Genomic DNA, 25,740 nt, shown 5'->3' on the forward strand with positions numbered 1-25,740 from the left:
AACCATTACCAACTGGCGTTAACAGGGCATTTACCCCGAGCACTGCTTTTGCTGGAAATGGCCGGAACGCTCGCCTAGCTTTCATCGTAAGGGTCAGTAAGTCCCCGTCGAAGCAGGTCTGAGGCACAAGCCGATGATGTTCATATTGCGCGCTGTATTCTGGATCGCAGTCGTGGCGGCATTCGTGCCGCCGGGCTTCACTGCGGCTGGCGGCCTGTTTGCCAGCGACATGGAACGCATGCTGGCCGAACCGGCTGCGCGTGCGGCCCAATCCCTGCACAGCGAAACGGCCCAGCCAGCACAGACCCGTGCGCACGAAACGGGCATTTGCGCCGAGTATGGCGAGCTGTGCGAGATCTGGGACCATGTCACGGGTTTCGGCGGCTATGTCGGCTCGATGGCCCTGTCACAGGCCGACGCGATGATTGAATCGGCGCGCGAGACCAGCTCTGCAAAACCCGCCGCGCAGACGCGCTAGCACACCCGCGTCTTGCCCTTGACTGCCGGTGCGCCTAGGTCAGGCGCATGCAGACCGGCGACACTGTCATTGAATCCCTCGTGGACGAGTTCGACTTCCTGGGCGACTGGGAAGAACGCTACCGCTATCTCATCGAGATGGGCCGGGCGCTGGAGCCTTTAAGCGCGCAAGAACACAGCGATACCAACAAGGTGCAGGGCTGCGTCAGCCAGGTCTGGCTGGTTCTCGGCAAGGATGGCGAAGGCCGGCTCCTCATTCGCGGGGATTCCGACGCCCATATCGTCAAGGGTCTGGTGGCGCTTCTCATCCGCCTTTACGCCGGGCGCCCGCCGGCCGAAGTGGCCGCTATTGATGCGCGCGAAGTGCTGGCCCGCATCGGACTGGGAGAGCATCTCTCCCCGCAACGCTCCAACGGCCTTGCCTCCATGGTGGCGCGCATCCGCGCCTGGGCCGCAGAGGCCTAGCCCGCAAATGGATCAGCGGCCCTCGCGGCCCGCTTCAGCCCGTAATGGATGGCCAGACGCTCCAGCGCGAGATGCAAGGCCGTGCCGCCCGCCTTGTCCGGCCAGTCAAGATCCCGCACCGCCCGCTCCATGCCCGTCTCCCGGATGACGATATTGATGAGCAGCCTGTCCAGCCCCGGCCCTGCCGCTGCCAGCGCCGCCATCACCCGTTCGCGGGCATCCAGCGCCCGCGCAGGCGCGCCAGCGGGGTCATGACCGCCGCGCGGACCGGATCGTGGCACACCTGACCAGTCAGACGTCACGCGCGAGCGCAGCGTCGAGGCATCATAGTCAGCCCGCAGCCGGTCTGCCGCTGTCACATGGACGCGCTCCAGCAAGGCCGCACGCCCCGGACGCGCAACGGCGTAGCGGGCAACGGGCGACGCATCGCCATTGGCCAGCGCCGCTACCACGCGGCCATCGGCCTGCATGACGGCGCGCGGTTCGAGCCTGCGGTGCTGGGCGGCAAACCGGCCCTCATCGTTGCTGCCCGGCACCTCTTCGCGTTTCAGCCTTGCAAGCCCTGCCTCCGTCACGGTCCAGCACGTTCCGCCCTCGCCGGCCTCCAGCGTGCCGTCGCTGACGCCCGCAGACAGCTCGCGCGCACTGAGCACCGCCAGCGGACGGCGGCGGCGGTCAGCACCGGCAAACACGCCATAGCCGCGCCCGCCGGGCAAAGCCGCGATGCGTCTTCCAGGGCGCGCCAGCCGGATCAGCCAGGAGGGCGCGCTCACCAGCACAGCTCCGCGCGGTGGCGTCCGTCTGCGTTCAGCGGAGCTGCTGCCGGAAGAGCGGGCGATGGCATGGCCCGCAGCGAGGTTTCAAGATCATCCAGCCGTGCATCAAACCCGGCATCATCGCGCATGTCCTCGATCTTGTGGCAGGCATGGGCGACCGTGCTGCGATCCCGGCCAAAGGCGAGCGCGACGCGCGCCAGCGACATCTCGAACGCCACATGCGCCAGATACATCGCAACCTGACGCGCCTGCGCAGCCTCGGCCGTACCGCGGCCCGTAGCCTGCACCGCCTCCACCGGCACGCCCAGGCTGAACGCGGCGGCCTGGCGGGCCAGCTGGGCCCGCGCCCGGTCTAGCCTGACCCGGTCTTGCGTTCTCCTGCCCTGACCGCCGCGCGCATGCATGTTTTCCATGTCCTCAACTCCCTGCTTCAACGCCATGCCGGGCATAATAGGCCCATAAGCCGAAAGTGAGGATAATATTCCTATCTGAAACGCAAAACCCCTCTCCCCCTCACGAAACCTCTCGGAGACAAACCGGGGTGACACCCCGGCAGACCGTTGAAATCACTGATGAATGAGCTTTTGCGCGGAGCGGCCCGCTTCGCCACAGGCGATGCGGACGGGGAACATGAGCGGGGATAAGGGAGGCTGGCCTAGGCCACCGGGCGCGTCAGCGACCAGTTCCAGTAGCGCAGCACGGTCTGCGCCTTGTCGACCGAGAGCGTGTCGAACACATAGCGCGCCTGTTCGGGCGCGGGATCACCGCGCCCTGCCGTTTGCAATAGCGACATCAGATGCCCGCGTGACAGGCCGGTCGCCTTGGTGAGGACCGCCAGCGGCTCACCGCCGAAATCCGCCAGCATCCGCTCCAGCAGCGAGCGCTGGATGTTCGCCAGCCGCGCCATTTCGTCGACCAGTTCCGGAGAAAGACCCGTCCGGGCCGCTTCTTCAATGGCCCCTTCCAGCGATCCGAAGGGCGAGTTTTCCGCAGCGGCACGATTGCGCTGGCGGCGCTCGATATAGTTCAGGGCACGGCCGATCAGCTCGTCGCGCGGTGTTTCGCTAGCCGCCAGCGGGAACACGTCCTCGGCGGCGTCCTGCAATATCGCGCGGCCCACGGCGAAGCGTTCCAGCAGGGCCCGCCGCTCGCCATGCCCGCATTCCCAGAACAGGGCCATGGCCTGTGCCGGGCGCATCTCAGCGCGCTTGATGAGGCCGTGGGTCAGGGCCAGCTCGTCAGCGGCCATCTGCAGCAGGCGGTCCACCGTCTGGCTGGCAAGCTTCGCGCCGGGATTGGCCAGCAGCGCCAGTATCTCTGACGTGCTCCCGGAGGCCACCAGCGCCGCCGATACCACTTCGCTCACATGCTCACGCCGGGCAATGGCCATCCGGTGGCGGGTTTCGCCCTTGGCCGCAATCTCCATCAGATCGAAATCGGTCAGGGCGCGCGCTGATTGCAGGATCGGCTCGGCCACCTCATAGGTGTCCAGCGCCAGACGGCGCAGGAGGCCCGGCGGGGCCTCTGCCTGCTCTGCCAGCCGCCGGGCAATGCGCATGCGCAATTCCGGCGCGGCATGGCGCATGATCTCGTCCAGCACGTCAGCAACCACCCAGCGCTCCTGCGGGCTGACCTGGCTGGAGGGCAGGCAGACAATGTCGGCCAGCCGCCGCGTCAGCCGCGAACGGGCCGTCACGCTGGGCGCAATTGCTGGATCGGCTCGGTCCATTGCGGCTTGGCTCCCTGACGCACGAAAGGCTTGTCGCTGCAAAGCTTGCCTTCAGCGCGTTAAGGAAACGTGGCAAAGCCTGTTCAATCGGCGTAACTGGTCTTCTCCGGCCCGCTGCAAGGATCTGTGCAGATTCGCCATGAATGACAGACCGACCGTATCCCGGCAGCCCTCCCGGCGGCGCTTCAGACCTGATCCGTTCTGGGCCTATATGGCCGTGGTGGCGGCCTGGTTTGCCAGCTTCGGCTTGCAGACCACCCTGTTTCCGGGCGTTATCAATTTCACCCTCGCCGAAAGCCCTGCGCGCCTTGGCATCGCACAGGCCGCCCTTACAGCGCCCATGCTGTTCCTCCTGCCGCTGACCGGCGTGCTCGCCGAGCGCGCAGACCGGCGCACCCTGCTTCTGGTCTTTCACGGTGTGGCAGGCGTCTCGGCGGGCATCATGGCCGCCCTGATGTTTGCCGGCCTGCTCAGCTATGAGGCGCTGGTGGTCTATGCGCTCGTGGTCGGATCGGCGGGCGCGTTTGTGATGCCCGCGCGCGATTCCGCGATCAATGGCGTGACACGCGTCACCCAGCGCCTGGGCAACCCGCTCAGCCTGCAGCGGGCCATCGTGTTTGCGTCCCTCGTGCAGTTCGGCGCCCAGATCACCGGCATGGGCGCGGGCTTTCTGGCCAGCTATGTCGGCCCGGCGCCGCTGTTCGCCGTACAGGCCCTCATACTGGTGGCAGGCGGCGCAATGGCCATGTCGATGCCGCGCCTGCCACGCCCGCGCGAACACACCGAGCCCGTGCTGACCGCCCTTGTAACCGGACTGCGCACGGTCATCAGCTCACCCGTCATCTGGCCGATGACGCTCATCATGATCGCGGTGGGCGCGCTGGTGGTCGGCGGCGGCTTCTTTGTCATCATCCCCGTACTGGTGCGCGACATCTATCTGGCCGGCTATGACGTGCTGGCGGGTCTGATGGTCACATTCTGGGTCGGCGCGCTGTTTTCCAACATCATCCTGGCGCGCATGCCGCTGATCGAGCGTCCGGGCAGGACACTGATGGTGGTGCAGACAGCCGCCGCATTCGCGCTTGGCTGCATTGCCCTGCCTCTGCCCCTGCCCGCCCTGTTCCTGACCATCTTCGTCTGGGGTCTGGCGGGCGGCGTGGCGATGTCGCTATCGCGCGCGCTGGTGCAGGAAAACGCGCCCAAGCGCCAGATCGCGCGGGTGATGAGCGTCTACCAGCTGGGCCTTTTTGGCGGCATGCCGGCCGGCGCCGTCATCATGGGCTATGTCGTTGAGTGGATGGGGCCGCGTGATGCGGCGCTGATCCCGGCTGCCGGCATCCTGGCCGTTCTCATTGTCATCGTGCTGACAACGCCCATCTTGTCTGTCAGACGCGCCGATCCGTCATAGGCGGCGTACAATACGGGAGCTTGCCCCATGCCGCGCCTGCCAGCCGACCAAGTCCGCGCCCTGCGGGCCAGACTGACCCCCGAACAGGACCGGATCGCCTTCCACGAGGGCACCGAGCCGCCCGGCTGCTCGCTTCTGAACGCCGAAAAGCGCGCCGGAACCTATCATTGTGCCGTATGCGGCGAGGCCCTGTTTTCCTCGTCTGCCAAATACGAGTCCCGCTCCGGCTGGCCGAGCTTCTTTGAGCCGGTAAGCCCGGACGCCATCGGCACAAAATCTGATTTCAAGTTGCTGATGCCGCGCACCGAATTCCACTGCGCCAATTGCGGTGCCCATGGCGGACACGTCTTCAATGACGGACCGCCGCCAACCGGGCAGCGCTGGTGTGCAAATGGCGAAGTGCTGGACTTCCGTCCGGAGGCGAATGAGGGCTAGAGTGCAGGCCATGCCGCGTTGCGGTCTGGTCTTTTATTTCCGGAGCCTGATTTCCATGTCTTCCATTCATTTGCGTGCAAGCCTTCTGGCTGGCGTCGCCGGTCTTGCCCTTGTCGGCCTGACCGCCTGCGAGCCCGCCAGTACACCCGAAAACACCAGCGCCGCGAGCCAGTCTGAAATGAACGAGAATGCCCCGCAATCTGCCCTGATCGACCGGGCGCTTGCCTTCACCCCGCCAAGCGTGGAGGCCCGCCCCGTCACCATCGAGCAGCTGGGCCGCACCCGCACCGACAATTACGCCTGGCTGCGTGACGAGAACTGGCAGCAGGTCATGCGTGACCCGTCTGTCCTGACCCCTGAAATCCGCACCTTCCTGGAGGCGGAAAACGCCTATTACAACGAGGTGATGAGCCCGCTCTCCGAGCTTCAGGAGACGATCTACCAGGAAATGCGCGGCCGTATCCGCGAGGATGACAGCTCTGTGCCCAGCCGCGATGGCGACTGGTTCTACTATTCGCGCTTCCGGCAAGGCGGCCAGTACGCGATCTATGCGCGCCGTCCCGCCGACGGGAATGGCGAGATTTCCGGCGAGGAAGTCATCCTGATGGATGGCGATGCACAGGCCGAGGGGCTGGAATATTTCCGCCTTGCCGCCTTCTCCCACAGCCCCGACCAGCGCTATGCCGCCTGGGCCGCCGACACCAATGGTTCGGAATACTACGAGATCCGCATCCGCGATCTGGAAACGGGCGAAGACATCGCAACCCTGACCGATGAGGGCTATGGCTCGCTGGTCTGGGCCAATGACTCGCGCACGATCTACTGGGTGTGGCGTGACGAGAGCGCACGGCCCAAGCGCGTCTATCGCCAGGCCATCGACTCCACCGAGCGCGAGCTGGTCTACGAAGAAGCCGACGATGGCTACTTCATCGGCGTCGGCCGCACGGGCGGCGATAGCTGGATCAGCGTCTATACCGGCGACCACACCACCAGTGAAATCCGCCTTTACGACGCCAATGACCCCGCGGCTGAGGCTCTTCTGGTCTCCGAACGCGAGGAAGGCGTGGAGTACTCCCTCACCGAAACCGGCAACGGCATGTTCATCCGCACCAATCAGGACGGCGCGGTCGACTTCCAGATCATGCGCGCACCGGTCGATGATCCGCGCCGCGAGAACTGGGAGCCCTTCATCGAGCACCGGTCGGGCGTCTATGTCAGCGGCCTGATGGGCTTTGAGAACTGGCTTGTCCGCTCCGAACGCGAGAGCGCGCTGCCGCGCATCATCGTGCGCAATGTGGAAAGCGGCGAGGAGTTTGCCATCGCGTTCGAGGAGGAGGCCTACTCGCTCGGCATGAGTGGCGGCTATGAATTTGCCACCGACGAGATGCGCTTCACTTATGAAAGCCCGTCCACGCCGCGCCAGACCTGGGACTTCAACATGGCGACGCGCGAGCGGACCCTGCGCAAGGAGCAGGAAATCCCCTCCGGCCACAACCCGGACGACTACACCGTGCGCCGCATCAACATCACCGCACGCGACGGCACGCCGGTTCCGGTGACAATCCTGCACCGCGCCGACACGCCGATTGACAGCTCCGCGCCGCTGCTTCTCTACGGCTACGGCTCGTACGGGATTTCGATCCCGGCCGGCTTCTCGATCGGCAATCTGTCGCTGGTCGACCGGGGCATGGTCTACGCCATCGCCCATATTCGCGGCGGCACCGACAATGGCTATCAATGGTATCTGGACGGCAAGCTCGACCGCAAGATGAACACCTTCAACGATTTCGTTGATGCGGGCCGGGCACTTGCCGCGCAGGGCTATACCAGCGAAGGCCGCATGGTGGCGTTCGGCGGCTCGGCGGGCGGCCTTCTGGTCGGCGCGGCGATGAACCAGGCGCCGGAACTCTTCGCCGGTGTGATCGGCGCTGTGCCGTTCGTCGACGTGATCAACACCATCTCCGATCCCACCCTGCCGCTGACCCCGCCAGAGTGGAATGAGTGGGGTAATCCCATCACCGACGAAGCCGCCTATGACTACATGCTGTCCTACAGCCCGTACGATCAGGTAAGCGCCCAGGACTATCCCCACCTTCTGGCGACGGCCGGTCTTACCGACCCGCGCGTCACCTACTGGGAACCGGCCAAGTGGGTTGCCCGTGTACGCGAGATGCGCACGGATAACGGGCTGACCCTGCTGCGCACCAATATGGGCGCAGGCCATGGCGGAGCCTCTGGCCGCTTCGACAGCTTGCGTGAGCGGGCACAGGACTGGGCGTTTGCGCTGATGGTCTCTGGCCTGGCTGATAGCGAAGCCAGCGTCGAACTGGAAGACGCGCCTGCCGAGGATGCAGCCGAATAGGCCGCACCCTCACTTGCCTGTTGAATGCAGAAAGCCGGGCAGTGTCGCTGCCCGGCTTTTTTCTGACCGAAGGCCTGTCGATGACGCCGACGCCAGCAACGAAAAAGGCCCCGGACAAATCCGGGGCCTTTCATTGATCAGAGCGGCCAAGCCGGCTGTGGACTAGCCCGCAGCGGCTTCGCGTGCGGCACGCTCCAGAGCTTCCCGGCGTTCCGCCGCCTGCTCGTCATTCATGCCGACTTCACGGAACTGCTCGCCATACTGGTTGAAATAGATCTGACAGCGCTGCGGGACATCGATCCGCACGCGGCCATCCTCGTCTGCCTCACCGATAACCGTCGCGATGCGGCGTTCGGCTTCGACCGTCAAGCGGCACTCGTCGATCTGCACCTGCTCACGCTGGCGGGCGCGGCGGGCCACACCCTCTATCTGGCCGTTGACGAAAGTAATCCAGCCATTGGCCTGATTGCGGGAGGAGGCAAAGCGCGCGCCCTCACGGAAGGCAGCCAACGCGCCCTGGTTGTCATTGAGGTTGAAGCGCGCGGTACCCAGCAGCACCCAGGCTTCGCCGGGCTGACGCAGCCCGCCACGATTGAGGGCGGTCTGGAACGCTTGCGCAGCAGGCTCCCACTGGTTCAGCTGGTAATGCGCCTCAGCCAGCACCAGTGCCGTCTGGCCATCCTGACGCATTTCGGACAGCTGACGCAGGACCGGCAAGGCACGCTGGAACTCGGCAGCCTGACGCCACATATTGGCGAGCAACTCGACATTGCGAACATTGCGTTCGATGCGCCCGGCGTTCATTTCCCGTTCGAGAATGGTCGCGCCGCGATACGGGTTGTCGTAATAGCTGTAATACTGGGCAAGGCGCAGCAATTCCTCGCCCTGGGTAAACAGCCCGTTGAGATACATCAGCTTGTTGGCTTCAAACGCCTGTTCTTCCTGCTCCGTGCGCGCGAGAAGACTGACCAGGTTCTGCCAGCCCGTACGCTCCTGCGGGAAACGGTTCACCATCTCGCGCACAACCCGAAGCTCGTCCGCCGGACGGTTCAGCTGCTGGTAATAGACCAGCATGATCGGGTACTCGTTCAGCGTCTTGTTGGGCGTGGCCTCATACCACTGCTCCGCGTAGCGCAGCCCGTCGCTATAGCGGTCGCCTTGTGCGTAGGCGATGGCCAGAAGGCGTGCGAGACCGGCATTGACCGTAGCACCTGCTGCAATGGCGGCTTCCAGCTCGCGGATACCGGCATCGATCTGATCCATGCTGATCAGGATCTGCCCCAGATTGATCCGCAGATCGCGTACCTCATCGGCATTCAGACCGCCCGTATTGATCGCCGAACGGAAGTCGGCAACCGTCTGGTTGTAGTTGTCGACCTGAAAGTAGAGACGCCCGCGCTGCGAATACATGACGCCGGCCTCATACGCACTCGGATCCATGCCAAGGCCACGGGTGAAGGTCTGGATCGCCGCCTGATAGTTCTCGGCTTCAATCTGTTCCTGGGCCTGCAGCACGAGCGTACCGATCGCCGTTGAAAAGGTCCGGTTCTCGTTATTCTGTGACCGTTCCTGGTCCCGGTCGCGGCGCTGCGCTTCGGCATCCGTTCCGATGGCGGTCATGCCGATGCTGCCAGCTACCAGCACAGCTGCGAGGACACGCCCAATTCCGGTCATGCTCTGGCTCTCGCGGATCATCTTGTCACTCCTGTAGAACGTCTCGCAGGCAGCGAGCCGACACGTATCGCTCTGTTACTGGTCGAGGGTGTAGTCAAACTGCGTCTGGACACCACGGCGCCATTGGGGTGTGCCGTCCTGGACGCGCGGCTCATAGCGCCAGCGCTCAACCGCGCGGATCGTTTCCCGTTCAAACACCGAGTTGGTGCAGCTCAGGATACGCACATTCGTCGGGCTGCCCTCAGGCGTCACGTCGAACTCGACCGAACAACGCCCTTCCAGACCACGCTCTGCCGCACGGGGAGGGTATTGCGGCGGGATGCGCACCAGCGGCTGCGCGTCACGGTCGGACACGTCGAAGCTAATATCACCACCGGCCAGTGACGGACGGTCAAACTCCGGCAGGCCGCCGACGATGGTGGACATGCTCTCGGTCGGCTGATCGGCGCGAGCGCGCTCGATTGCCGGCGGCGGAGGCGGCGGCGTTACGTCCTCGACCTGGTCGATATTCGCGTCACGTTGCCGGGCCTGGATTTCCTCCGGGGCGTCGGCAATCGTGATCCTGACCTCATCACCCGCGTCGTCAGGCGGCGCGGTATCATCAAAGATGAGGATCTGCATCAGGGTGAAAAGGAGGAAGGTGACGATTGCCGCGAGCGGCGCACCTACAAGAAGACGGACAAGACTGGCCATCGTTATATTCCTTCCTGCCTAACGCGGACGCGTCGAAATGGTGACCGTGACGCCCAGCTGCTGAAGCACTTCCTGGACATCAAGAACGGTGCCCACAGGCGCATCAGCATCGCCTTGAATCATCGCTTCCGCGCGGGGGTTTTCCTGCAGAAGCTGCTCCAGCACGTTTCTGAGCTGGTTCATCTGGTAGACCTGACGGTTCACCCAGATCTCGTCATCGGACGTTACCGCAACGAGAATAGTGGGGCGAACCCGCTCTTCAGTCTGGGTCAGCGGACGCTGAACGTCCACACCCGGCTCTTTAACAAACACGGCCGTCACGATGAAGAAGATCAGCAGGATGAAAACGACGTCCAGCATGGGCGTCATGTTCAGTTCTGTATCTTCGTCTTCGGTTACGACCCGGCTCTGTCGGCGCGCCATACTGAATACTCCTCGCTACGACTGACCGCCGGGACGGTCGCGATTGATCGACACAGGAATGCCGTTCGCCATCATCTCATCCCAGATCTGCACCGTGATCCCGTGATGGGCCTCGTCATGAGGCTGGATCAGCACCGCAGAGTTGGGCGCTTCGGCCCGCAGCCGCGATACTGCCGCCATGACACGATCAACCGAGGTCTGATCCTGGTTCACGAACACACGGTTCTGCTCCGTCACCTGGACCAGAATTACAGGATTGGCGTCCTGTGGCGGTGTGTCAGACGGAGGCGGCGGGCGCATATCAATGCCCTCTTCCTGGAGGAAGGTCGCCGTCACGATGAAGAAGATCAGCAGGATGAACACGATATCCAGCATCGGCGTCATGTTGACTTCGGCTGAATCGTTCCCGCGGTTCTTACGTCTGCGCATGGGCTACCCCACTTCCAGTTCGTCGGCCAGCTCGTGTACACGGCGCTTGGCCATGCGTTCAATCTGGCTGGAGAAAATAAGTCCCGAAAGCGCGGAGACCATGCCGGCCATGGTGGGGATGGTGGCGCGGGCAACACCCGCTGACATCCCGCGAGCATCCGACGAGCCTGAAATGGCCATCACGTCGAACACTGCCACCATGCCGGTCACCGTACCCAGAAGACCGAAGAGAGGCGCAAGAGCCACGAGGGTCTTGATCAACTCCACATTCTGGTCGGCCTTCAGCCTGACCTCGGAAATGAGCTGGTCGCGGATGGCGTGGGCGTGCCAGGAGCTATGGTCGCTGCGCGCGCCCCACTCCCTGATCGCCCGGCCGGCCACTCCCTTGTGGGCCAGCCCGAAATAGGCCAGCCGCTCAAGGATAAACGCCCACATCACGAAGGTCAGAGCCATGATCCAGGTGAGGATCGGGCCACCGCGCTCCAGGAATTCCTGCAGGCCGGAAAAGGCGCCTTGGAAATCCATGATTGCCGGTCCTTCTAGCCAGCACGCTCTTCAGCGTGACGTGCGATGATGCCAGCGGCCTGCTCTTCCAGCGTTTGCTGTGCCCCGCGAGCGAAGCTGGCGGCAAACGAGTGGATGAAGAGCAGCGGGATGGCGGCGATAAGACCCATAACCGTGGTCACGAGGGCTTCGGAGATACCGCCCGCCATGATGCGGGGGTCGCCGGTGCCGAACAGGGTGATCTGCGTAAAGGTGCGGATCATACCCGTAACCGTACCCAGAAGACCCAGCAGCGGCGCAACAGCGGCAGCGAGCTTCAGGAAATTCAGGCCGAATTCGAGCTTGGGCGTCTCGCGCAGGATGGCTTCATCCAGCTTGAGCTCAATCGTCTCGATCGGACGGTCTTTCACCTCTTCATAGGCGAGCATGATGCGGCCGAGCGGGTTGCCCTTGGAGGCCGTGGAACGGCGCTTCTGGCCATTAATCGCCGAGTTCGTGGTGAACAGGGCAAACAGGCGGAACAAACCGAAGGCAGCCGAGAAGATCAGCAGGCCGAGAATGATCTGCGCAACGATACCACCCTGGTTGAAGCGTTCGACCGTGTTGGGGACATCCTTGTAAATGTTTAGCAGCTGGCCACGCGACGGATCGATCGGGCCGGAGACAATCTCGCCTTCAGAAGCGCGGGCAAGATTGCTGGCGGCATCAAGCAGGCGGCCTGGCGGCTGGCGCTCAAGCTGCACGAGACGGTAGCCGGCAGCCGGGTTGGTCTCTTCGGTGCGCCACAGCACGTAACGCGTGCCACCTTGCGTGATGAAGGCGTTGAACACGCCCACGCGGGTCACCGGAACCGGCTGGCCGTCATTCACACCCGACACGCGGGCATTGAAGGTTACGACATCACCCTGAAGCTCCATTTCGGAGATCATGGCCTGCCAGATCCGGTCCAGCTCGGCACGGTCCGGCAGGGTGCGGCTTTGCGACAGTTCGCGAAGCGGCTGGTGACGGCCCGGCGCCTGCGCCGAAGCGATGGAGGCCTCAATGATGGAGGCGAACTCGCCTGATTTCTGACGGGCTGCACCAAACAGCTCACCGAACGCGCCCTGGGCCTGACGCAGTTCGGCGTCAAGCTCGCGGATCCGCTCCTGATTGGCCTCGAACCGCTCCTGATTGGCGCGGCCCGCCGCTTCCAGCGTGTTCAGCTGGCCGCGCGCCTGGGCGACAAGAGCCGCCTGACGGTCACGGTTGGCACGGAACTCCTGCAGGCGGCGCTGGTTTTCCGCCGCTGCATCGCGGGCGTCGGCCCGGACACGGTCAAGAAGCTGGGAAATTGATGTCACCGGCTGGCGCTGGCTTTCCTGGGCCATCGCGGTGCCGGCAAGAAGGCTGGCGCTGAGCGAGACAGCCGCGGCAATTTTAAAAAGCGTTTTCATCGCTTTGTTTCTCCGTCTCTACAGCGCTAGCGGGTAGCCGGGCCCGGAAGGGGCGCGACAAACACATCAGGCGTGGTCACTTCCTGCGCAATCCGCAGAGCACGCTGGACGTTGTTGGCGTGAGACCCTGACAGCGGACGCCATTCAGGATTCGACTGGGTCATGATCTCCATCGAGCGGTCTTGGAAGATGCGCACCAGCGCAACACGGCCGAACTGAAGAACGTTCACCTCATTGGGAACGCCATCAATGACGACCTCTTCGCCATAGGTGCGAAGGCTGCGCCCGTAGGCGGCTTCGATCTCGTAGGCGTTCAGAATGACCCGGTACTTCTCGGCCGGCGGCACAGATGCGTCGCCCAGCATCCGCTCGATATTGTCGAGACGGGCGCGGCGCACATCGGTCTGGAACGGCAGGTCATTGGAAACGAATTCGTCGATAGCGACATACATTTCCAGAAGCATCGGCGTGAGATCGCGCTCGATCGAGCCTACTCGCTCAAGCTGGAACTGAAGCGCTTCAAGCTCGTTTGCCTGCGAACGCAGGAAGACTTCCTGCTGTTCCACATAGACGCGCTGATCCTCGATCTGCTGACGCAGAGCCAGGTACTCGCGCTCGAGATCGCCGGCGCGGTCCGCGACGTCATTGATCTCTTGCTGAGCCCGGGCGCCCTCCTGGGTGGACTGACGGGCCACCTGAAGCGCTTGATCGAGCTGGGCATGGGCAGCGCCCGCGACCAGCATGGAACCCAATCCGACGGCAATCGCCGTACGGAGACGTGATTTCAATTGTGACATGTCTCGCCTCACAGAAGCCGGCCAGCAAACAGGGAACGTTGCTCGTCCGGTTACCCTCTAAAAAAACCTGCCAGGTCAAACCTCAACCCGGCACCCCCGACAAAGCATAAGCGCCAACAACCTGGCGCCAGAGCCCGTCAGGGCCCGCGAATCGTCCGCAGGGAATAACCGTGTGATCAATTATCCCCTTTCAAACGCGGCGTTTCCCGCCGTCTTTTTGAATGAGCAGATGCCATGCATTCCACTCCATGATTTCGACGCTAGCGCTCAAAACGCCTTCGATCAACCGTGCAAGCGCTGCAAATGCTGTGCCGCTCGCAGTTAACGCTTCCTAGTGCGAAACGGTTTCGAAATTGCGACAACTTCCCGATTGCTGCAGTGCAAGGGGGCATCCCGCTGGCGGCCGGAGCGCCGGGAGGGCCACACCCGTCAGGCTGCACGGCAATGAAGGCGGTAACATGACGGGAAAATGGCTGGGGTGCCAGGATTCGAACCTGGGAATGGCGGTACCAAAAACCGCTGCCTTACCGCTTGGCCACACCCCAGCAGAACACCCGGAGGTGTTTGCGGACCGGCTAGATAGCCCGCGGCGGAACGCGATGCAACGCCCTCCTGCAACTGTCTGACACAATCTTCTGCATAAAAGCCCGCCTAGCGCGATTGCCATGCTGCCGGGGACTGGATATACAGCCCGCCGGTTCGGAGTATAGCTCAGCCTGGTAGAGCACCGTCTTCGGGAGGCGGGGGTCGCAAGTTCGAATCTTGCTACTCCGACCAGTATATCCCGCCCCCATCATCGCACATTGCACACAATACATACTTGGCGGCCTCGACCCGGCCCGCCGCGCTCTATATCTTCGCACGCGAGGGGCCCGTATTGCGGCCACGTCTTCGCATGATCGGGAGTGCTGCGATGCGCCAGTTCTGGATAACGTTTTTCGGGTCGATAGCCGGTGTCATCGCCGGTGCAATACTTACCATGCTGCTGCTCGGCTTCATGCTGGCAGCGCTGATCGCGTCTGTAGCGCAACAGGCCAGCGAAGGCCGCAGCGCGCGCGCCTCTGGCGGCGATCTGGTTCTTCAGCTGGATCTGCGCCGCGACCGGCTGGACCAGCCCTCGCGCTCACCCTTTGCCTTTTCAGAGCCGCTGTCCGTGGTTGATATCGTGACCACGCTCCAGCGCGCTCAGGGCGATAGCCGGGTACGCGGGGTTCTCGTCCGCGCCAACGAGTTTGGCATGTCTCCGGCACAGGCCGAAGAGATTCGCAGCGCCCTCGCCCGCTTCTCCGCCAGCGGGCGCTTCGTCATCGCTCACGCCCAGGGCTTCGAGGGCACAGGCATCACGAACTATTTTGCCGTCAGCGGGGCTGATGAAATCTGGATGCAGGACACATCCTCGTTCTCGGCTGTGGGCCTTGCCAGCGAGTCGCTCTTCCTGGGCGGCCTGTTTGAGCAGTTCGGCGCACAGGCGGAGTTCCTGCAGTTCCACGAATACAAGAACGCCGCCAACACCTTTACCGAGGACGGGTTTACCGAAGCCCATCTGGAAGCCACCAGCTCCTTCCTCAACGCCATTCTGGAATCGGCCCTGACGGCGTCCGCCGGGGACCGCGGAATGGAGCTTGCCACGTTCCGCCAGCGGATCGTGTCCGGCCCGCACAGCGCCGAAGCCGCCTTGCAGGCCGGCCTGGTGGACCAGCTTGGTCATCCGGCCGCCGCGCGCGCAGCCGCCCTGGAGCGGGCTGGCACCAACGCGGCGGTGCAGGACATCGAGACCTATGCCCGCAATCTGGCGGCCACGCCTGCCGCCACACGCGGCCCGGTGATCGCCATGATCAGCGGGCAGGGTTCCATCATCACAGGATCGGGCCAGACCGGATTTGGCGGCGGCAATGCCATTGGCGGCGACGCCATGGCCGATGCGATCGACGCGGCGGCAGCAGCAGACGATGTGCGCGCCATTATCGTGCGCGTCGATAGTGGCGGCGGCTCGGCCATCGCCTCAGACCAGATCTGGGACGCGGTTGTCCGGGCCCGCGAGGCGGGTAAGCCTGTCATCGTATCCATGGCCTCCCTCGCGGCATCGGGCGGCTATTATCTGGCAGCGCCGGCGGACCTGATTATCGCCAATGCGACCACGCTCACCGGCTCGATCGGAGTTGTCTTCGGAAAGATTGTCATTGATGGCGCTCTGGACCGCATCGGAGTCAATATCGAGCCTGTTTCGGTTGGCGGCGAGTTTGCCACGGCTTACTCGTCCCAGACTCCGTTCTCCGAAACCCAGCGTGCGGCCATCGAAGCCATGGCTTCGGAAATCTATGACGATTTCACTGGCCGCGTAGCCGAAGGACGAGACCTGCCGATTACGCGCGTGCGCGAAATCGCCCGCGGGCGGGTCTGGACCGGCGCGCAGGCGCTGGAACTGGGGCTGGTCGACCGCATTGGCGGCCTGCACGAAGCGCTGGAAGCTGCGCGTGAGCTGGCCGGCATCGACGCCGATGAAACGGTGCGCGTGCGCAGCTATCCGCGCCAGCCAACCCCGATGGAGGCCCTGCAACAGATCTTCGGCCTGAGTGCGGAAGGTGCGCAGTCAGCATCGCGCCTGCAAGCACTCCTGGAGCTGCCGGAGGTGCGCGCAGCGCTGGAAGCGCGCGAGCGGGCGGGCGTACGCGGCGTGCAGATGCGTACCGACGAGACCGTGCCCCGCTAGCAGCCAGCTACTCGAGACTGAAAATAATGAGCCCGCCGGAACATTTCCGGCGGGCTTTTTTTGGTGCGCTGCGCTTCAGCTAGTTGGCCAGCGACAGGGCACCGAATATGACCGCCATGAGCAGCCCCGTCATAAGGAAGAAGAAATACAGCGTGTCCAGCACGATGGTTCGCACTACCGAGCTGAACCGGCCGCGTCCGTAGACCACCCGGTTGATCCGGTAGAGATAGGCGTTGGCGTAGATCAGGAGGCCCAGCGTCGCCCAGCCCCAGCCGATCACCATGGATGCCAGCACGGTCACAGTCATGGCCAGGAACAGCGCCGCATGGAAATGCAGCGATACGATCAGGTGATCGAAATAGAAAAAGCGCCGCCGCCACAGATACACCAGGGCCAGCAGGCCTGCGTAGACTGGCAGCAGGACGAACATGATACGCGGCACCCACCGGCGGGTCTCGGCCCACAGGCGGGACGCATTGTCACGAACAAATCCAAGCCCTGCAGCGTCGAGATCGCCTGTCAGGTCCGTTGCCGCACGTCCGCTCCCGGTGCTCTCCGGCGCGTCCTGCGGCGTCGCTTGCGGCGCGCCTCCGCGCAATATGCTCTCTGCCAGTCCGAGCCCTTCAACGGCCTCCCGGTATTCCTCTTCGCTCATCTCGCCGCTATCGCGCGCCTGCTCCAGCTGCTCACGAGCGGTATCGATGCCGCCCAGGGACGGATCGAAACCGATCCCCTGCCCCAGCGTCAGCGGCAGCAGAACGAAGAATATCAGGGACGCGAAGACATACAGGCGGAAGGGCGGAATGAACCGGGCACGGCGCCCGTCAAGATAGTCCCGCGATACACGGCCCGGAAACACCATCAGCGCCGGCAGGGTTTGTGCCACCCGCCCGTCCATGACGAACAGGGTCTCGACGCTTTCCTTTACCAGCGTCCAGAAGGGACGCCGCAGGCTGCGCGCGCTTTGACCGCATTGATGGCAAAACTCGCCAACCAGATCTGCGCCACAATTACGGCAGATCCCGTCACTGCCCCCATCACCGCGGTCGGTGCCGAGCCCGCCCAGAGCATCTGCCTGGACGTGCTCGACAACCGTATCTGCGGCTTCCCCCAGCGTATCGTTCAATACCCTCAGCCTTCAGCTGAACCGTCCTCAAGATCGGAGAAGCACATCCAGCGTGTACGGTGAATGTGGACGATATTGTCTTCCCAGCCCGTCACCCGGGGATTCACCAGCGACTTGTTCACATAGTAGACAATCGGGATGTAGGGCATGTCATCGAGCATGATCTGCTCGGCTTCCACCAGCAGACGGCCGCGTTGGTCGGCGTCGACCGTGCGATTGGCCCGCGCCACCAGCGTGTCGTACTCCTCGTTGGACCAGCGGGTATAGTTCATCGGCACGGATTCAGTCTCGGCCAGGAACAGGAAATTGTAGGCGTCGTTATAGTCGCCGATCCAGCCACCATCGCCCAGCTCGTAGTCGCCAGAGCGCATGTTCGAGTAGTGAATCTGCGTTTCGACGACCTGGATATCGACCTGCACCCAGTCTGCAATCAGCTGCCAGTCCTGCTGCACCACCGGCGCAATACGCGGGTTATCGCCCGTCGCGCGGAAGGTGTAGGTGAAGCGAAGCGGGTTGTTGGGCCCGTAGCCGGCTTCTTCCAGAAGCTCGCGCGCCAGGCGGCGGCGCTCTTCTACCGGCGCATCAAACCAGCCGATGCGCGCCGTGCCCGGATAATTGTCAACACCGGGCGGAATGAAGGAGTGCGCCGGGATCTGGCCGGCCCGCAGAATGTTCTCGGCGATGAACTCACGGTCAATCGCCATGCCGAGCGCATTGCGCACGCGGGCGTCGGTGAACTTATCCAACGTCGTGTTGAAGGAGAAATACACAATGCCGAGATAGGGGTGTACGCGCACATAGTCCGGCACCTGCTGGCGCAGGAAGGGCAGGCTCTGGCCGGCAAAGTCGGTGATCAGGTCCAGCTCGCCATTGCGCACCCGGCGCTCGGCGGCCGCATTGTCGACAGTGGGGTAGTAGAACACCTCGTCGATGCAGACATTGTCATTGTCCCAGAACAGCTCGTTTCGGGTCACATGAACGTAATTGCTGGCCCGCCACGCGACCAGCCTGTAGGGGCCATTGGTCTGGATGTTCTGCGGCTGCACCCACGCATCACCGAACCGCTCGACGACGTGACGGGGGACGGGGAAGGTTGTGTAGTGCGTCAACAGGCCCGGCAGGTATGGCGCCGGAAACTCCAGCTCGATCACCAGCGTACGGTCATCAATCGCGCGCACACCCAGGTCTTCAGGGGTCATCTCGCCCGTATTGACGGCGCGCGCATTACGGATGGGGTAAAGAACGGAGGCATAGTTTGCCAGCGTCTCAGGCGTCAGGATCCGGCGCAGCGCGTACTCGAAATCATAGGCCGTAACCGGCTCGCCATCGCTCCACTGCGCTTCACGCAAGCTGAAGGTCCAGCTTAAGCCGTCCTCGGCCATTTCCCAGCTTTCGGCCATGCCCGGAATGGTTTCGCCAGCGGCATCCTCGGTGAACAACCCGATGAACATGTCACCGATAATGTTGTTTTCCCACGTTCCCGACGCCTTGTGAGGATCGAGCGTCAGGGGCTCTGCCATATTGCCCCGGTGGAGAACCACCGAATCTCCATCGACATTGCTGCGGCCGCACGCGTTAAGCGCCAGCGCGGCAATACCGGCCAGCGCAAGGCTGCCCGCCTGTCTCATTATCCCCATGGATTTTCTCCTTGTTATTGACGGCGCAGCGCGTTTCCCCTCGCGGCCACACCAAAGCATCCGGTTTGTGATTTGAACCAGACCATATCCGTTATCGTCTGGCGAGACTATGACATCTCTCTTTCGCTTTTCATCTGCCTGCTGCAGATGTTTGCATCAGCAGGGCCATATTTGACGGCAGATGTTACGCTTGCATTGACACACGCCCGCGCAGCTGGGCTCTATCTGACAAAATCGACTGTCTGGAGGAATCCGCCATGTTTCACACCGGCCGCCGCACCGCGTCTTACCTCGCGTTTGCCGCGAGTGCCCTCGCGCTTGCAGGCACCAGCGCATCGGCGCAGCAGCTGCAGGGCTCACCGCTGATGGACGATCTTCTCGCCTGCCGCGCCCTGGCATCCGATAGCGAGCGCCTCAGCTGCTTGGACCGCGCTGCGTCAGCGCTGGACAGCGCCATTGGCGCAGGCGAGCTGACCGTTGTGGAGCGACAGCGGGCCCAGGCTGCGGAACGGGACAGTTTCGGGTCTGCCGTGGCTGGCACAGGCCGCTTCTTTACATCCTTGTTCAGCCGCGAAGCGGATGCAGCCGGCCCGCAAGTGCAGACATATGAGGACGGGGCTCAGCTGATCCGGGGCGCGGACGGCGACATTGAATCGCTGCGCGGCGTGCCGGTTCGTTCGGTGCGAGCCGATCCGCTCGGCAAGCTTGTCGTCACTCTGGAAAACGGGCAGGTCTGGCGCCAGATCGATCAGCGCAGGATCGACGTGCCGCGTGATATGAACGGTGTAACGGCGGACATCACGCGCGGCGCCATCGGCTCATTCTTCATGCAGTTGAGCACCAGCCACTCCCAGTTCAGGGCGCGGCGCGACTAACGCTCCCTCATCCATGGTGTCGCCCCGGATTCCTGTGAGAGTCGCGCGCGCTAGCGATCCTTCGGATCGATAGCGTCGCCCCCGATTGATGTGAGAGTCGCGCGAGCGCTAGCGATCCTTCGGATCGATAGCGTCGCGCAGGCCATCCCCGATGAAGTTGAAGCAGAACAGCGTCAGCATCATCGTCAGCGCCGGCACGATGAGCGTCCAGGGCGCGACTTCCATATCCCGCGCGCCGTTGGAAATCAGATTGCCCAGCGAAGTGAGCGGCTCCTGCACGCCAAGACCCAGGAAGCTGAGGAAGCTTTCGGCAAGGATCACCGCCGGAATGGTTAGCGTCACATAGACCACCACCGGACCCAGCACGTTCGGCACGATATGCCGGCGGATGATGGCGAACTGGCTGACACCGGCCGCTCTGGCCGCCTCGACAAACTCCATACCCTTCAGGGCAATCGTCTGCCCGCGCACAATACGCGCCATGGTCAGCCATTCCACGGCCCCGATGGCTACGAAGATCAGGATGATATTCCGCCCGAACACCACCATCAGGATGATAACGAAGAAGATGAAGGGCAGCGAGTAGAGCACGTCCACGATGCGCATCATCAGCTGGTCTACGCGCCCGCCGATAAAGCCGGCTGTCGCGCCCCAGAGAACGCCAATGACCAGTGACACGGCGGTTGCCACCACACCGACCATCAGCGACATGCGCAGGCCGACCAGCGTGCGCGCCAGAAGGTCACGCCCCTGCGCGTCGGTACCAAACAGGTGCCAGTTTTCCCAGCCGGGCGGGATCTGCACGCGGTCACGATAGATGAAGCTGGAATCATGCACCCACAGCAACGGTCCGATAAACGCCAGGAAACACAGAACACCCAGGACAACGAGGCTGGCGACAGCTGCGCGGTTACGCAGCAGGCGCGCACGCGCATCATCCCACAGGGACCGGCCGCTTACCGCGGCGCGTTCCATCATTTCGGCCTTTTCGGTCGGAGGAGATGTAAACGCCATCAGTCGTACTTCACTTTCGGATTGAGCGCCGCATAGAGCAGATCCGCGATCAGATTCAGAATGATGATGAGGCTGGCATAGAGTATGACCACGCCCATCACGACCGTGTAGTCACGCTGCAAGGCGGCCTGCACGAACTGGCGCCCGATACCGGGCAGCTGGAAAACCTGCTCGATCACAATGGAGCCCGTCAGCAGCGCCGCAGCGGCAGGGCCCAGATAGCTGACCAGCGGCAGGACGGCACTGCGCAGGGCGTGGCGCACGATGACGCTGGCAGCGGGCAGGCCCTTGGCCTTGGCCGTTCGCACATAGTTCGACCGCAGCACCTCGATCATGGAGGCGCGCATGAGCCGGGAAATGATGGCGATCTGCGGCAGGGCCAGCGTTATCACGGGCAAGATGAGTCGCTCCGCCGTCATGCCATACCTTGGATCAAGCCCGCCCGTTGGCAGCAATCCCCAGTGCAGACCGACGAGCAGGGCCAGGATTGGCCCCATCACAAAGGGCGGAATGACAATGCCGATCGTCGATATGCCCACCACCGTATAGTCGGCTGCAGTGTTCTGCCGGAGCGCGGCAAGGGAGCCCATGATCGTGCCGACAAACACGGCCAGCGAGATCGAGAGCGCACCTATCACAGCCGATACAGGGAACCCCTCGGCTATGATGTCGGCGACCGACTTGTCACGGAATTTCAGCGACGGACCAAGATCGAACCTCGCGATCCCGGCCATGTAGTCCACATACTGCTTCCAGACAGGCTGATCCATGCCATAGGCCGCCATGACATTCTGGCGGATCTCTTCCGGCATCGGGCGTTCAAGGTCGAACGGCCCGCCGGGCGCGGCGCGCATCATGAAGAACGCAACAGTGATGATCACCAGGATCGTCGGGATAGCGACGAGCAGGCGCCGGGCGAGATAACTGAGCATGGAGCCTTGCGCGGTAACTGAACGAAGGCGCGAAGTCTTGGCCGCTTAGACGTGCGCGATCAAGCAAGCCTCGCAGTCATTTCTGCGCTCCGTTACAGAGCGCCCTGTTCCAGCACTATTCGCGCGCTGCCCGCTGGCCCCTGCCCTGCATCGCCTCCCGCAGCGCCGGGAGAGCCGCCAAGTTTTATCGCTGCGGCGACCAGGATTGCCATCAAAACAACACGAAGGCGCGCCGATATTCCCGATAACAGTTTTCCGGTCTTTGCCATTGGGCTGTACCAACCTGTTTCAGCTTTCCGCCACTGTACGCACTGCAGCAAAAATCACGCCGACCCAGCTACTGTGCAAAACACACCATTTGCGTTGCCAAGCCTCACCGAGGCGCTAGAGTGCGCCCGGAACCTGTCTGGGAGCCTAGCCTGATGGCCTCTTCTGCCTGGTGGAATGATTTCCGCTACGCCAAAGGGACGATGCATGTGAAGAAGACCGGCGCGGCGGTGCCTATCGAACCGGCCATCGTGCGGGACTTTCTGAACTGGTGCGTGTTTCACGGCTGGGTGGAATGTGCCCGCCACAGCGTGGTGTCTGACGGGCCACGTATCTGGTTTTCGCCCGACCAGCCCAGGCCCTGGTATCTCATCTGGCCGGTCATGGCGCTTAGCCGCGCGCGCTTTGCCCGCCACCCCTCCGAAGCCGATGTGATTTTCACCTTTGATGACGCCACCTGGGTGCCGGAGCGGCCAGTGCCGCTGCATGTTCCTGTGCTGAACGCCCGCTGCAGCGACATCTCGAAAACGCATGTGGCAGAGGTGTTCGAGCAGGTCTCAGGCCGGGCCTTGCGGTGTGACCCGTTAAATTACGGCGCTCCCTATGTCGAAAAATCCGAGCAGAACGCCGCACATGACGGCCGCATCCTCTACCAGCCGCAAGCGCCGCGCGATGGCTACACATACCAGCGCCTCATCAACAATCTCGACCATGACGGCAATGTGCTCGACCTGAGATGCTCCACCATCGGCGGGGAGATTGTTCAGGTCTATCTCAAGCGCCGTCCGGTCGAGCGCCGCTTTGCCAACAGCAATACGCGCGTAACGCTTGCAGACCCCGCAACGGTCTTTACGGCGGTCGAACGGGCGATGATTGCCCGCTTCTGCTCAGCCATGGAGCTTGACTGGGGCGGCATTGACGTCTTGCGTGATCGCGACACAGGCGAATTGTGGATCGTTGACGTGAACAAGACCGATATGGGGCCGACCATTACGCTCGGCCTGAAGGACAAGATTACTGCCGTACGCAGGCTCGCCACCCGGCTGGACGCCTATCTGGAGGCGCGCCTGCATCAAAAACAGTCCGCGATTGCCGCGTGACCCGGCAGGCCCCCACACCCCCGCCGCCGGTCCCCTTTGTACGGGAAATGGCGTTCCAGCCCGGACAGGCCGATCAGGTTTCCCCGGCCATCAGACGCGTGGTGGCAGGCAATTCGGGTGCCTTTACCTATACCGGCACCGGCACCTATCTGGTCGGGCGCGGCAAGGTTGCCGTGATCGACCCCGGCCCCGCAGAAGAGGCGCATTTTGCCGCGCTGAACCGGGCGCTGGACGGCGAAACGGTCAGCCACGTCATCGTCACCCATCACCATCTCGACCACTCTGCCCTCGCCCGGCGCTTTGCCGATCATCATGGCGCGAAAATCTACGGACGGCCCGCATCTGGCGGACGGCCCATGGATCCCGATGCGCCAGTAATGGAAGAAGGCGCTGATTTCAGCTTCACACCGGACCACACGCTGGAAGATGGCGATGCCATTGCCGGACCGGGCTGGACGCTGGACGTGCTGCACACGCCGGGCCATACGGCCAACCATATCTGCCTTGGCCTGATGGAAGAGAACGCCCTTCTGTGCGGCGATCACATCATGGGCTGGGCGACCTCGGTCGTGCTGCCGCCTGATGGCGATATGGGCGATTATCTCCAGCAGCTGGAGCGCGTGCGCCAGCGCGGCTTTGCGACGCTCTGGCCCAGCCACGGCCCGCCCGTGACAGACCCAGAACCCTTCATCACCGCCTACATCGCCCACCGGCATTACCGCGAGGCGCAGATTCTGTACGCGCTTGAAGCCGGACCATCACGGATTACAGATCTGCTGCCCGTCATGTATGCCGGGCTGGACGAGCGGCTCTACCCGGCCGCAGCCATGTCGGTCTGGTCCCACATGGTGGATCTGCACCGGCGCGGGCGCGTGACAGCGGGCGGCGAACCGGCGCTGGACAGCACTTACGCGCTTATCCGCTAGTCCTCGCCCAGCCGGTCACGCAGACGGTCCGAGAAAGTGCGCAGGCGCGCCGCATTGGCACCGAGATCAGATACGCCTACGCGCGATACGGACCGCGCATCCACCACGGCCCCGCCATCGGCAAGCGCCGTGACGCGCACCACAATATCGTCGCGGAAACCGTACCAGAAGGTCGTCGCGGTCGCCTCGAACATGAGCTCACGCTCGGACTCGGTGGAGACCGTCCAGCCCAGCTCGCGTGCCACCCGCAAGGCCGCCTGATAGGCAGCCAGCGGCTCGGCGGACACGATAACCGGCTGGATGTCGGGATAGGCCTCCGCCTGCACCTCCGGCAGCGGGCGGCCCGAACGCGGATCGGTCTTGGCAGCGTAATCGACGCTATTGGCGTCCGCCCCGCGCCGGATAACCAGCGAAGCGGTAAACTGGGGCGGGTTCGTCGTATCAGTGGAAATGTCGTGGATGGGCGGAATCTCGGCAGCGCGTGCGGCCACAGATGCAGCGTACCAAAGGCCGGCCGCACCGACGGCGATCGCCGCTAGTGCCGCAACCCACGAGCCGGCTCCTGCCCTGCGATCCTTGACGAAAATCGCCGTGGCAATCAGCAAGACCAGCGCCAGCGCGCCCAGCCCCAGGGCGGCAAAAAGCAGGTTTGGCCCGATCTCGCGCGTCATTATGCCAAGGCCGAAGCGCCAGTCCCACAGGCCAAAACGCGAGCCCAGCCCTGCGGCTGCGAACCAGAATGGCACGATGATCGCAGCCAGCCCTGCCAGCCAGATAACGATTACCCTGATGGTCAGCAAAATGCCCATAACGCTTCCCCGCCCCGCTTTTACATGCTGGCTAAGGATAGAGCCTTGTCTGCGTGAAGGGCGAGTCCAAATCGGCCCGCTCGAAAACCAGACGGTCATGCAGGCGGAAGGGCCGGTCGCGCCAGAACTCGATACGCAAGGGGCGCACGCGGTATCCGCTCCAGAAATCCGGGCGCGGTATCTCGCCGAGGCCAAACTTCGCGGCGAACTTCGCCACGCTCTTTTCCAGCGCATGGCGGCTTTCCAGCGGGCGCGACTGGGATGATGCCCAGGCGCCGATCCGGCTGTCGCGCGCCCGGCTGGCGAAGTATGCGTCGGCTTCGGCATCGCTGACCGGCTCCACCAGCCCCCTCACCCGCACCTGACGGCGCAGCGACTTCCAGTGAAAGCACAGCGCCGCCTTCGATACGGCCGCCAGTTGATTGCCTTTGGCGCTTTCCAGATTGGTGTAGAAGACAAAGCCGCGCGGATCGGCGTCCTTCAGGAGCACCATGCGCACATCGGGCAATCCGTCTTCATCGACTGTCGCCAGCGCCATGGCATTGGGGTCATTGGGCTCTTTCCCCCGCGCCAGGGTCAGCCAGTCGGCAAAGAGCAGGAAGGGGTCATTGCCTTCGGTCAGCGGCACATCGCCCGCCCCGCCCTCGCGCTGATAGTCCGCCTCGCTGGGGCTGGGCGGGATGATGTCGCGTGAGGCCATGAGGAAGGCTCCTTAGGAAAAAATCAGGCATGGACGCAG

25 protein-coding genes and 2 tRNA genes are annotated in these 25,740 nt (G+C 63.4%); 10 read left to right on the plus strand and 17 right to left on the minus strand.

Translation table 11 applies throughout. The features are described from left to right. The first annotated feature begins 133 nt into the window (after positions 1 to 133). Positions 134 to 478 (plus strand): hypothetical protein, encoded by a 345-nt coding sequence (locus X907_RS10360; protein WP_127567714.1) that lies wholly within the window; start codon positions 134 to 136, stop codon positions 476 to 478. A 47-nt stretch (positions 479 to 525) separates the two neighbouring features. Continuing rightward, positions 526 to 942, plus strand: coding sequence for a SufE family protein (locus tag X907_RS10365; RefSeq protein WP_127567716.1), 417 nt, complete (start codon positions 526 to 528; stop codon positions 940 to 942). Here X907_RS10365 and X907_RS10370 read toward each other — a convergent pair. The 3 genes from X907_RS10370 to X907_RS10380 all read right to left on the minus strand — a co-directional run bounded on the left by X907_RS10370 (position 939) and on the right by X907_RS10380 (position 3,447). Further along, positions 939 to 1,715: a DUF6456 domain-containing protein gene (locus X907_RS10370; protein ID WP_127567718.1), complete on the minus strand. Its 777-nt coding sequence runs from the start codon at positions 1,713 to 1,715 to the stop codon at positions 939 to 941. The genes X907_RS10365 and X907_RS10370 overlap by 4 nt on opposite strands. Continuing rightward, complete coding sequence (locus X907_RS10375) at positions 1,712 to 2,131, minus strand: helix-turn-helix domain-containing protein (protein ID WP_233352309.1); 420 nt, start codon at positions 2,129 to 2,131, stop codon at positions 1,712 to 1,714. The genes X907_RS10370 and X907_RS10375 overlap by 4 nt, the downstream gene beginning before the upstream one ends. 242 nt (positions 2,132 to 2,373) lie before the next feature. Next, positions 2,374 to 3,447, minus strand: a complete 1,074-nt coding sequence (locus X907_RS10380) for a DUF2336 domain-containing protein (protein ID WP_127567720.1) — start codon at positions 3,445 to 3,447, stop codon at positions 2,374 to 2,376. 139 nt (positions 3,448 to 3,586) lie between these two features. On the opposite strand from X907_RS10380, the gene X907_RS10385 reads away from it, so the two are divergent. From X907_RS10385 to X907_RS10395, 3 genes are read left to right on the plus strand one after another with little or no spacing between them, the layout of a single operon-like run. Further along, positions 3,587 to 4,855, plus strand: coding sequence for an MFS transporter (locus X907_RS10385; RefSeq protein WP_127567722.1), 1,269 nt, complete (start codon positions 3,587 to 3,589; stop codon positions 4,853 to 4,855). Between the two features lie 27 nt (positions 4,856 to 4,882). Beyond that, positions 4,883 to 5,290, plus strand: coding sequence for a peptide-methionine (R)-S-oxide reductase MsrB (msrB, locus tag X907_RS10390; protein WP_127567724.1), 408 nt, complete (start codon positions 4,883 to 4,885; stop codon positions 5,288 to 5,290). Positions 5,291 to 5,345: 55 nt separating this feature from the next. Beyond that, a complete protein-coding gene (locus X907_RS10395) occupies positions 5,346 to 7,652 on the plus strand; it encodes a S9 family peptidase (protein ID WP_127567726.1) in 2,307 nt (768 codons plus the stop codon). A 162-nt stretch (positions 7,653 to 7,814) separates the two neighbouring features. Here the strand turns inward: X907_RS10395 and X907_RS10400 are convergent, their stop codons facing one another. The 8 genes from X907_RS10400 to X907_RS10435 form a co-directional block, all read right to left on the minus strand. Continuing rightward, positions 7,815 to 9,347: a tetratricopeptide repeat protein gene (locus tag X907_RS10400; RefSeq protein ID WP_127567728.1), complete on the minus strand. Its 1,533-nt coding sequence runs from the start codon at positions 9,345 to 9,347 to the stop codon at positions 7,815 to 7,817. A gap of 54 nt (positions 9,348 to 9,401) precedes the next feature. Then, positions 9,402 to 10,019: an energy transducer TonB gene (locus X907_RS10405; protein ID WP_127567730.1), complete on the minus strand. Its 618-nt coding sequence runs from the start codon at positions 10,017 to 10,019 to the stop codon at positions 9,402 to 9,404. Positions 10,020 to 10,037: 18 nt separating this feature from the next. Beyond that, positions 10,038 to 10,442: an ExbD/TolR family protein gene (locus tag X907_RS10410; RefSeq protein WP_127567732.1), complete on the minus strand. Its 405-nt coding sequence runs from the start codon at positions 10,440 to 10,442 to the stop codon at positions 10,038 to 10,040. A gap of 15 nt (positions 10,443 to 10,457) precedes the next feature. After that, a complete protein-coding gene (locus X907_RS10415) occupies positions 10,458 to 10,871 on the minus strand; it encodes an ExbD/TolR family protein (protein ID WP_127567734.1) in 414 nt (137 codons plus the stop codon). Positions 10,872 to 10,874: 3 nt separating this feature from the next. Then, complete coding sequence (locus X907_RS10420) at positions 10,875 to 11,396, minus strand: MotA/TolQ/ExbB proton channel family protein (RefSeq protein WP_127567736.1); 522 nt, start codon at positions 11,394 to 11,396, stop codon at positions 10,875 to 10,877. A gap of 14 nt (positions 11,397 to 11,410) precedes the next feature. Then, positions 11,411 to 12,808 (minus strand): MotA/TolQ/ExbB proton channel family protein, encoded by a 1,398-nt coding sequence (locus tag X907_RS10425; protein ID WP_127567738.1) that lies wholly within the window; start codon positions 12,806 to 12,808, stop codon positions 11,411 to 11,413. Positions 12,809 to 12,834: 26 nt separating this feature from the next. After that, entirely contained in the window at positions 12,835 to 13,605 is a 771-nt protein-coding gene (locus tag X907_RS10430; protein ID WP_127567741.1) for a DUF3450 domain-containing protein, read from the minus strand. A gap of 470 nt (positions 13,606 to 14,075) precedes the next feature. Beyond that, positions 14,076 to 14,150: transfer RNA gene (locus tag X907_RS10435), tRNA-Gln, on the minus strand. A gap of 155 nt (positions 14,151 to 14,305) precedes the next feature. Here X907_RS10435 and X907_RS10440 point away from each other — a divergent pair. Together X907_RS10440 and sppA are read left to right on the plus strand one after the other, a co-directional pair. Further along, positions 14,306 to 14,382 (plus strand) — tRNA-Pro (locus X907_RS10440). Between the two features lie 100 nt (positions 14,383 to 14,482). Continuing rightward, on the plus strand, positions 14,483 to 16,315 hold the full coding sequence (gene sppA / locus X907_RS10445) for a signal peptide peptidase SppA (RefSeq protein WP_127567743.1): 1,833 nt from the start codon (positions 14,483 to 14,485) through the stop codon (positions 16,313 to 16,315). A 79-nt stretch (positions 16,316 to 16,394) separates the two neighbouring features. On the opposite strand, the gene X907_RS10450 is transcribed toward sppA, so the two are convergent. Then, positions 16,395 to 17,441, minus strand: coding sequence for a DUF3667 domain-containing protein (locus X907_RS10450; protein WP_127567745.1), 1,047 nt, complete (start codon positions 17,439 to 17,441; stop codon positions 16,395 to 16,397). A gap of 5 nt (positions 17,442 to 17,446) precedes the next feature. Next, a complete protein-coding gene (locus X907_RS10455) occupies positions 17,447 to 19,078 on the minus strand; it encodes a peptide ABC transporter substrate-binding protein (RefSeq protein WP_233352310.1) in 1,632 nt (543 codons plus the stop codon). 257 nt (positions 19,079 to 19,335) lie between these two features. On the opposite strand from X907_RS10455, the gene X907_RS10460 reads away from it, so the two are divergent. Beyond that, positions 19,336 to 19,953 carry a hypothetical protein gene (locus X907_RS10460; RefSeq protein ID WP_127567747.1) on the plus strand — a complete coding sequence of 206 codons (618 nt, stop codon included), beginning with the start codon at positions 19,336 to 19,338 and terminating at the stop codon, positions 19,951 to 19,953. 108 nt (positions 19,954 to 20,061) lie between these two features. Here the strand turns inward: X907_RS10460 and X907_RS10465 are convergent, their stop codons facing one another. After that, entirely contained in the window at positions 20,062 to 20,967 is a 906-nt protein-coding gene (locus tag X907_RS10465) for an ABC transporter permease (protein WP_127567749.1), read from the minus strand. Next, the gene (locus tag X907_RS10470; protein WP_127567751.1) at positions 20,967 to 21,899 is read right to left on the minus strand and encodes an ABC transporter permease; all 933 of its coding nucleotides are present in this window, start codon (positions 21,897 to 21,899) and stop codon (positions 20,967 to 20,969) included. Before X907_RS10470 ends, X907_RS10465 begins: the two co-directional genes overlap by 1 nt. Before the next feature lie 422 nt (positions 21,900 to 22,321). Between X907_RS10470 and X907_RS10475 the strand changes: the two genes are divergently transcribed. Together X907_RS10475 and X907_RS10480 are read left to right on the plus strand one after the other, a co-directional pair. After that, complete coding sequence (locus X907_RS10475) at positions 22,322 to 23,266, plus strand: ATP-grasp domain-containing protein (RefSeq protein WP_127567753.1); 945 nt, start codon at positions 22,322 to 22,324, stop codon at positions 23,264 to 23,266. 47 nt (positions 23,267 to 23,313) lie between these two features. Beyond that, positions 23,314 to 24,192, plus strand: a complete 879-nt coding sequence (locus X907_RS10480) for an MBL fold metallo-hydrolase (RefSeq protein WP_127567756.1) — start codon at positions 23,314 to 23,316, stop codon at positions 24,190 to 24,192. Here X907_RS10480 and X907_RS10485 read toward each other — a convergent pair. Continuing rightward, entirely contained in the window at positions 24,189 to 25,001 is an 813-nt protein-coding gene (locus tag X907_RS10485; protein ID WP_170175528.1) for a DUF1499 domain-containing protein, read from the minus strand. The genes X907_RS10480 and X907_RS10485 overlap by 4 nt on opposite strands. A 31-nt stretch (positions 25,002 to 25,032) precedes the next feature. Then, positions 25,033 to 25,701: a pyridoxamine 5'-phosphate oxidase gene (gene pdxH, locus X907_RS10490; protein WP_127567760.1), complete on the minus strand. Its 669-nt coding sequence runs from the start codon at positions 25,699 to 25,701 to the stop codon at positions 25,033 to 25,035. Between the last annotated feature and the right edge of the window lie 39 nt (positions 25,702 to 25,740).

It is taken from the genome of Glycocaulis alkaliphilus (assembly GCF_004000605.1).
Lineage (GTDB): Bacteria > Pseudomonadota > Alphaproteobacteria > Caulobacterales > Maricaulaceae > Glycocaulis > Glycocaulis alkaliphilus.

Coding starts and splice junctions, on each gene's coding strand:
- X907_RS10380 (WP_127567720.1), bottom strand. CDS start 3,447: ATGGACCGAGCCGATCCAGCAATTGCGCCCAGCGTGACGGCCCGTTCG.
- X907_RS10360 (WP_127567714.1), top strand. CDS start 134: ATGATGTTCATATTGCGCGCTGTATTCTGGATCGCAGTCGTGGCGGCA.
- X907_RS10465 (WP_127567749.1), bottom strand. CDS start 20,967: ATGGCGTTTACATCTCCTCCGACCGAAAAGGCCGAAATGATGGAACGC.
- X907_RS10485 (WP_170175528.1), bottom strand. CDS start 25,001: ATGGGCATTTTGCTGACCATCAGGGTAATCGTTATCTGGCTGGCAGGG.
- X907_RS10410 (WP_127567732.1), bottom strand. CDS start 10,442: ATGGCGCGCCGACAGAGCCGGGTCGTAACCGAAGACGAAGATACAGAA.
- msrB (WP_127567724.1), top strand. CDS start 4,883: ATGCCGCGCCTGCCAGCCGACCAAGTCCGCGCCCTGCGGGCCAGACTG.
- X907_RS10365 (WP_127567716.1), top strand. CDS start 526: ATGCAGACCGGCGACACTGTCATTGAATCCCTCGTGGACGAGTTCGAC.
- X907_RS10470 (WP_127567751.1), bottom strand. CDS start 21,899: ATGCTCAGTTATCTCGCCCGGCGCCTGCTCGTCGCTATCCCGACGATC.
- X907_RS10400 (WP_127567728.1), bottom strand. CDS start 9,347: ATGATCCGCGAGAGCCAGAGCATGACCGGAATTGGGCGTGTCCTCGCA.
- X907_RS10480 (WP_127567756.1), top strand. CDS start 23,314: ATGGCGTTCCAGCCCGGACAGGCCGATCAGGTTTCCCCGGCCATCAGA.
- X907_RS10375 (WP_233352309.1), bottom strand. CDS start 2,131: ATGGAAAACATGCATGCGCGCGGCGGTCAGGGCAGGAGAACGCAAGAC.
- X907_RS10405 (WP_127567730.1), bottom strand. CDS start 10,019: ATGGCCAGTCTTGTCCGTCTTCTTGTAGGTGCGCCGCTCGCGGCAATC.
- X907_RS10425 (WP_127567738.1), bottom strand. CDS start 12,808: ATGAAAACGCTTTTTAAAATTGCCGCGGCTGTCTCGCTCAGCGCCAGC.
- X907_RS10430 (WP_127567741.1), bottom strand. CDS start 13,605: ATGTCACAATTGAAATCACGTCTCCGTACGGCGATTGCCGTCGGATTG.
- X907_RS10475 (WP_127567753.1), top strand. CDS start 22,322: ATGGCCTCTTCTGCCTGGTGGAATGATTTCCGCTACGCCAAAGGGACG.
- X907_RS10385 (WP_127567722.1), top strand. CDS start 3,587: ATGAATGACAGACCGACCGTATCCCGGCAGCCCTCCCGGCGGCGCTTC.
- X907_RS10415 (WP_127567734.1), bottom strand. CDS start 10,871: ATGCGCAGACGTAAGAACCGCGGGAACGATTCAGCCGAAGTCAACATG.
- X907_RS10420 (WP_127567736.1), bottom strand. CDS start 11,396: ATGGATTTCCAAGGCGCCTTTTCCGGCCTGCAGGAATTCCTGGAGCGC.
- pdxH (WP_127567760.1), bottom strand. CDS start 25,701: ATGGCCTCACGCGACATCATCCCGCCCAGCCCCAGCGAGGCGGACTAT.
- X907_RS10455 (WP_233352310.1), bottom strand. CDS start 19,078: ATGGGGATAATGAGACAGGCGGGCAGCCTTGCGCTGGCCGGTATTGCC.
- X907_RS10395 (WP_127567726.1), top strand. CDS start 5,346: ATGTCTTCCATTCATTTGCGTGCAAGCCTTCTGGCTGGCGTCGCCGGT.
- X907_RS10460 (WP_127567747.1), top strand. CDS start 19,336: ATGTTTCACACCGGCCGCCGCACCGCGTCTTACCTCGCGTTTGCCGCG.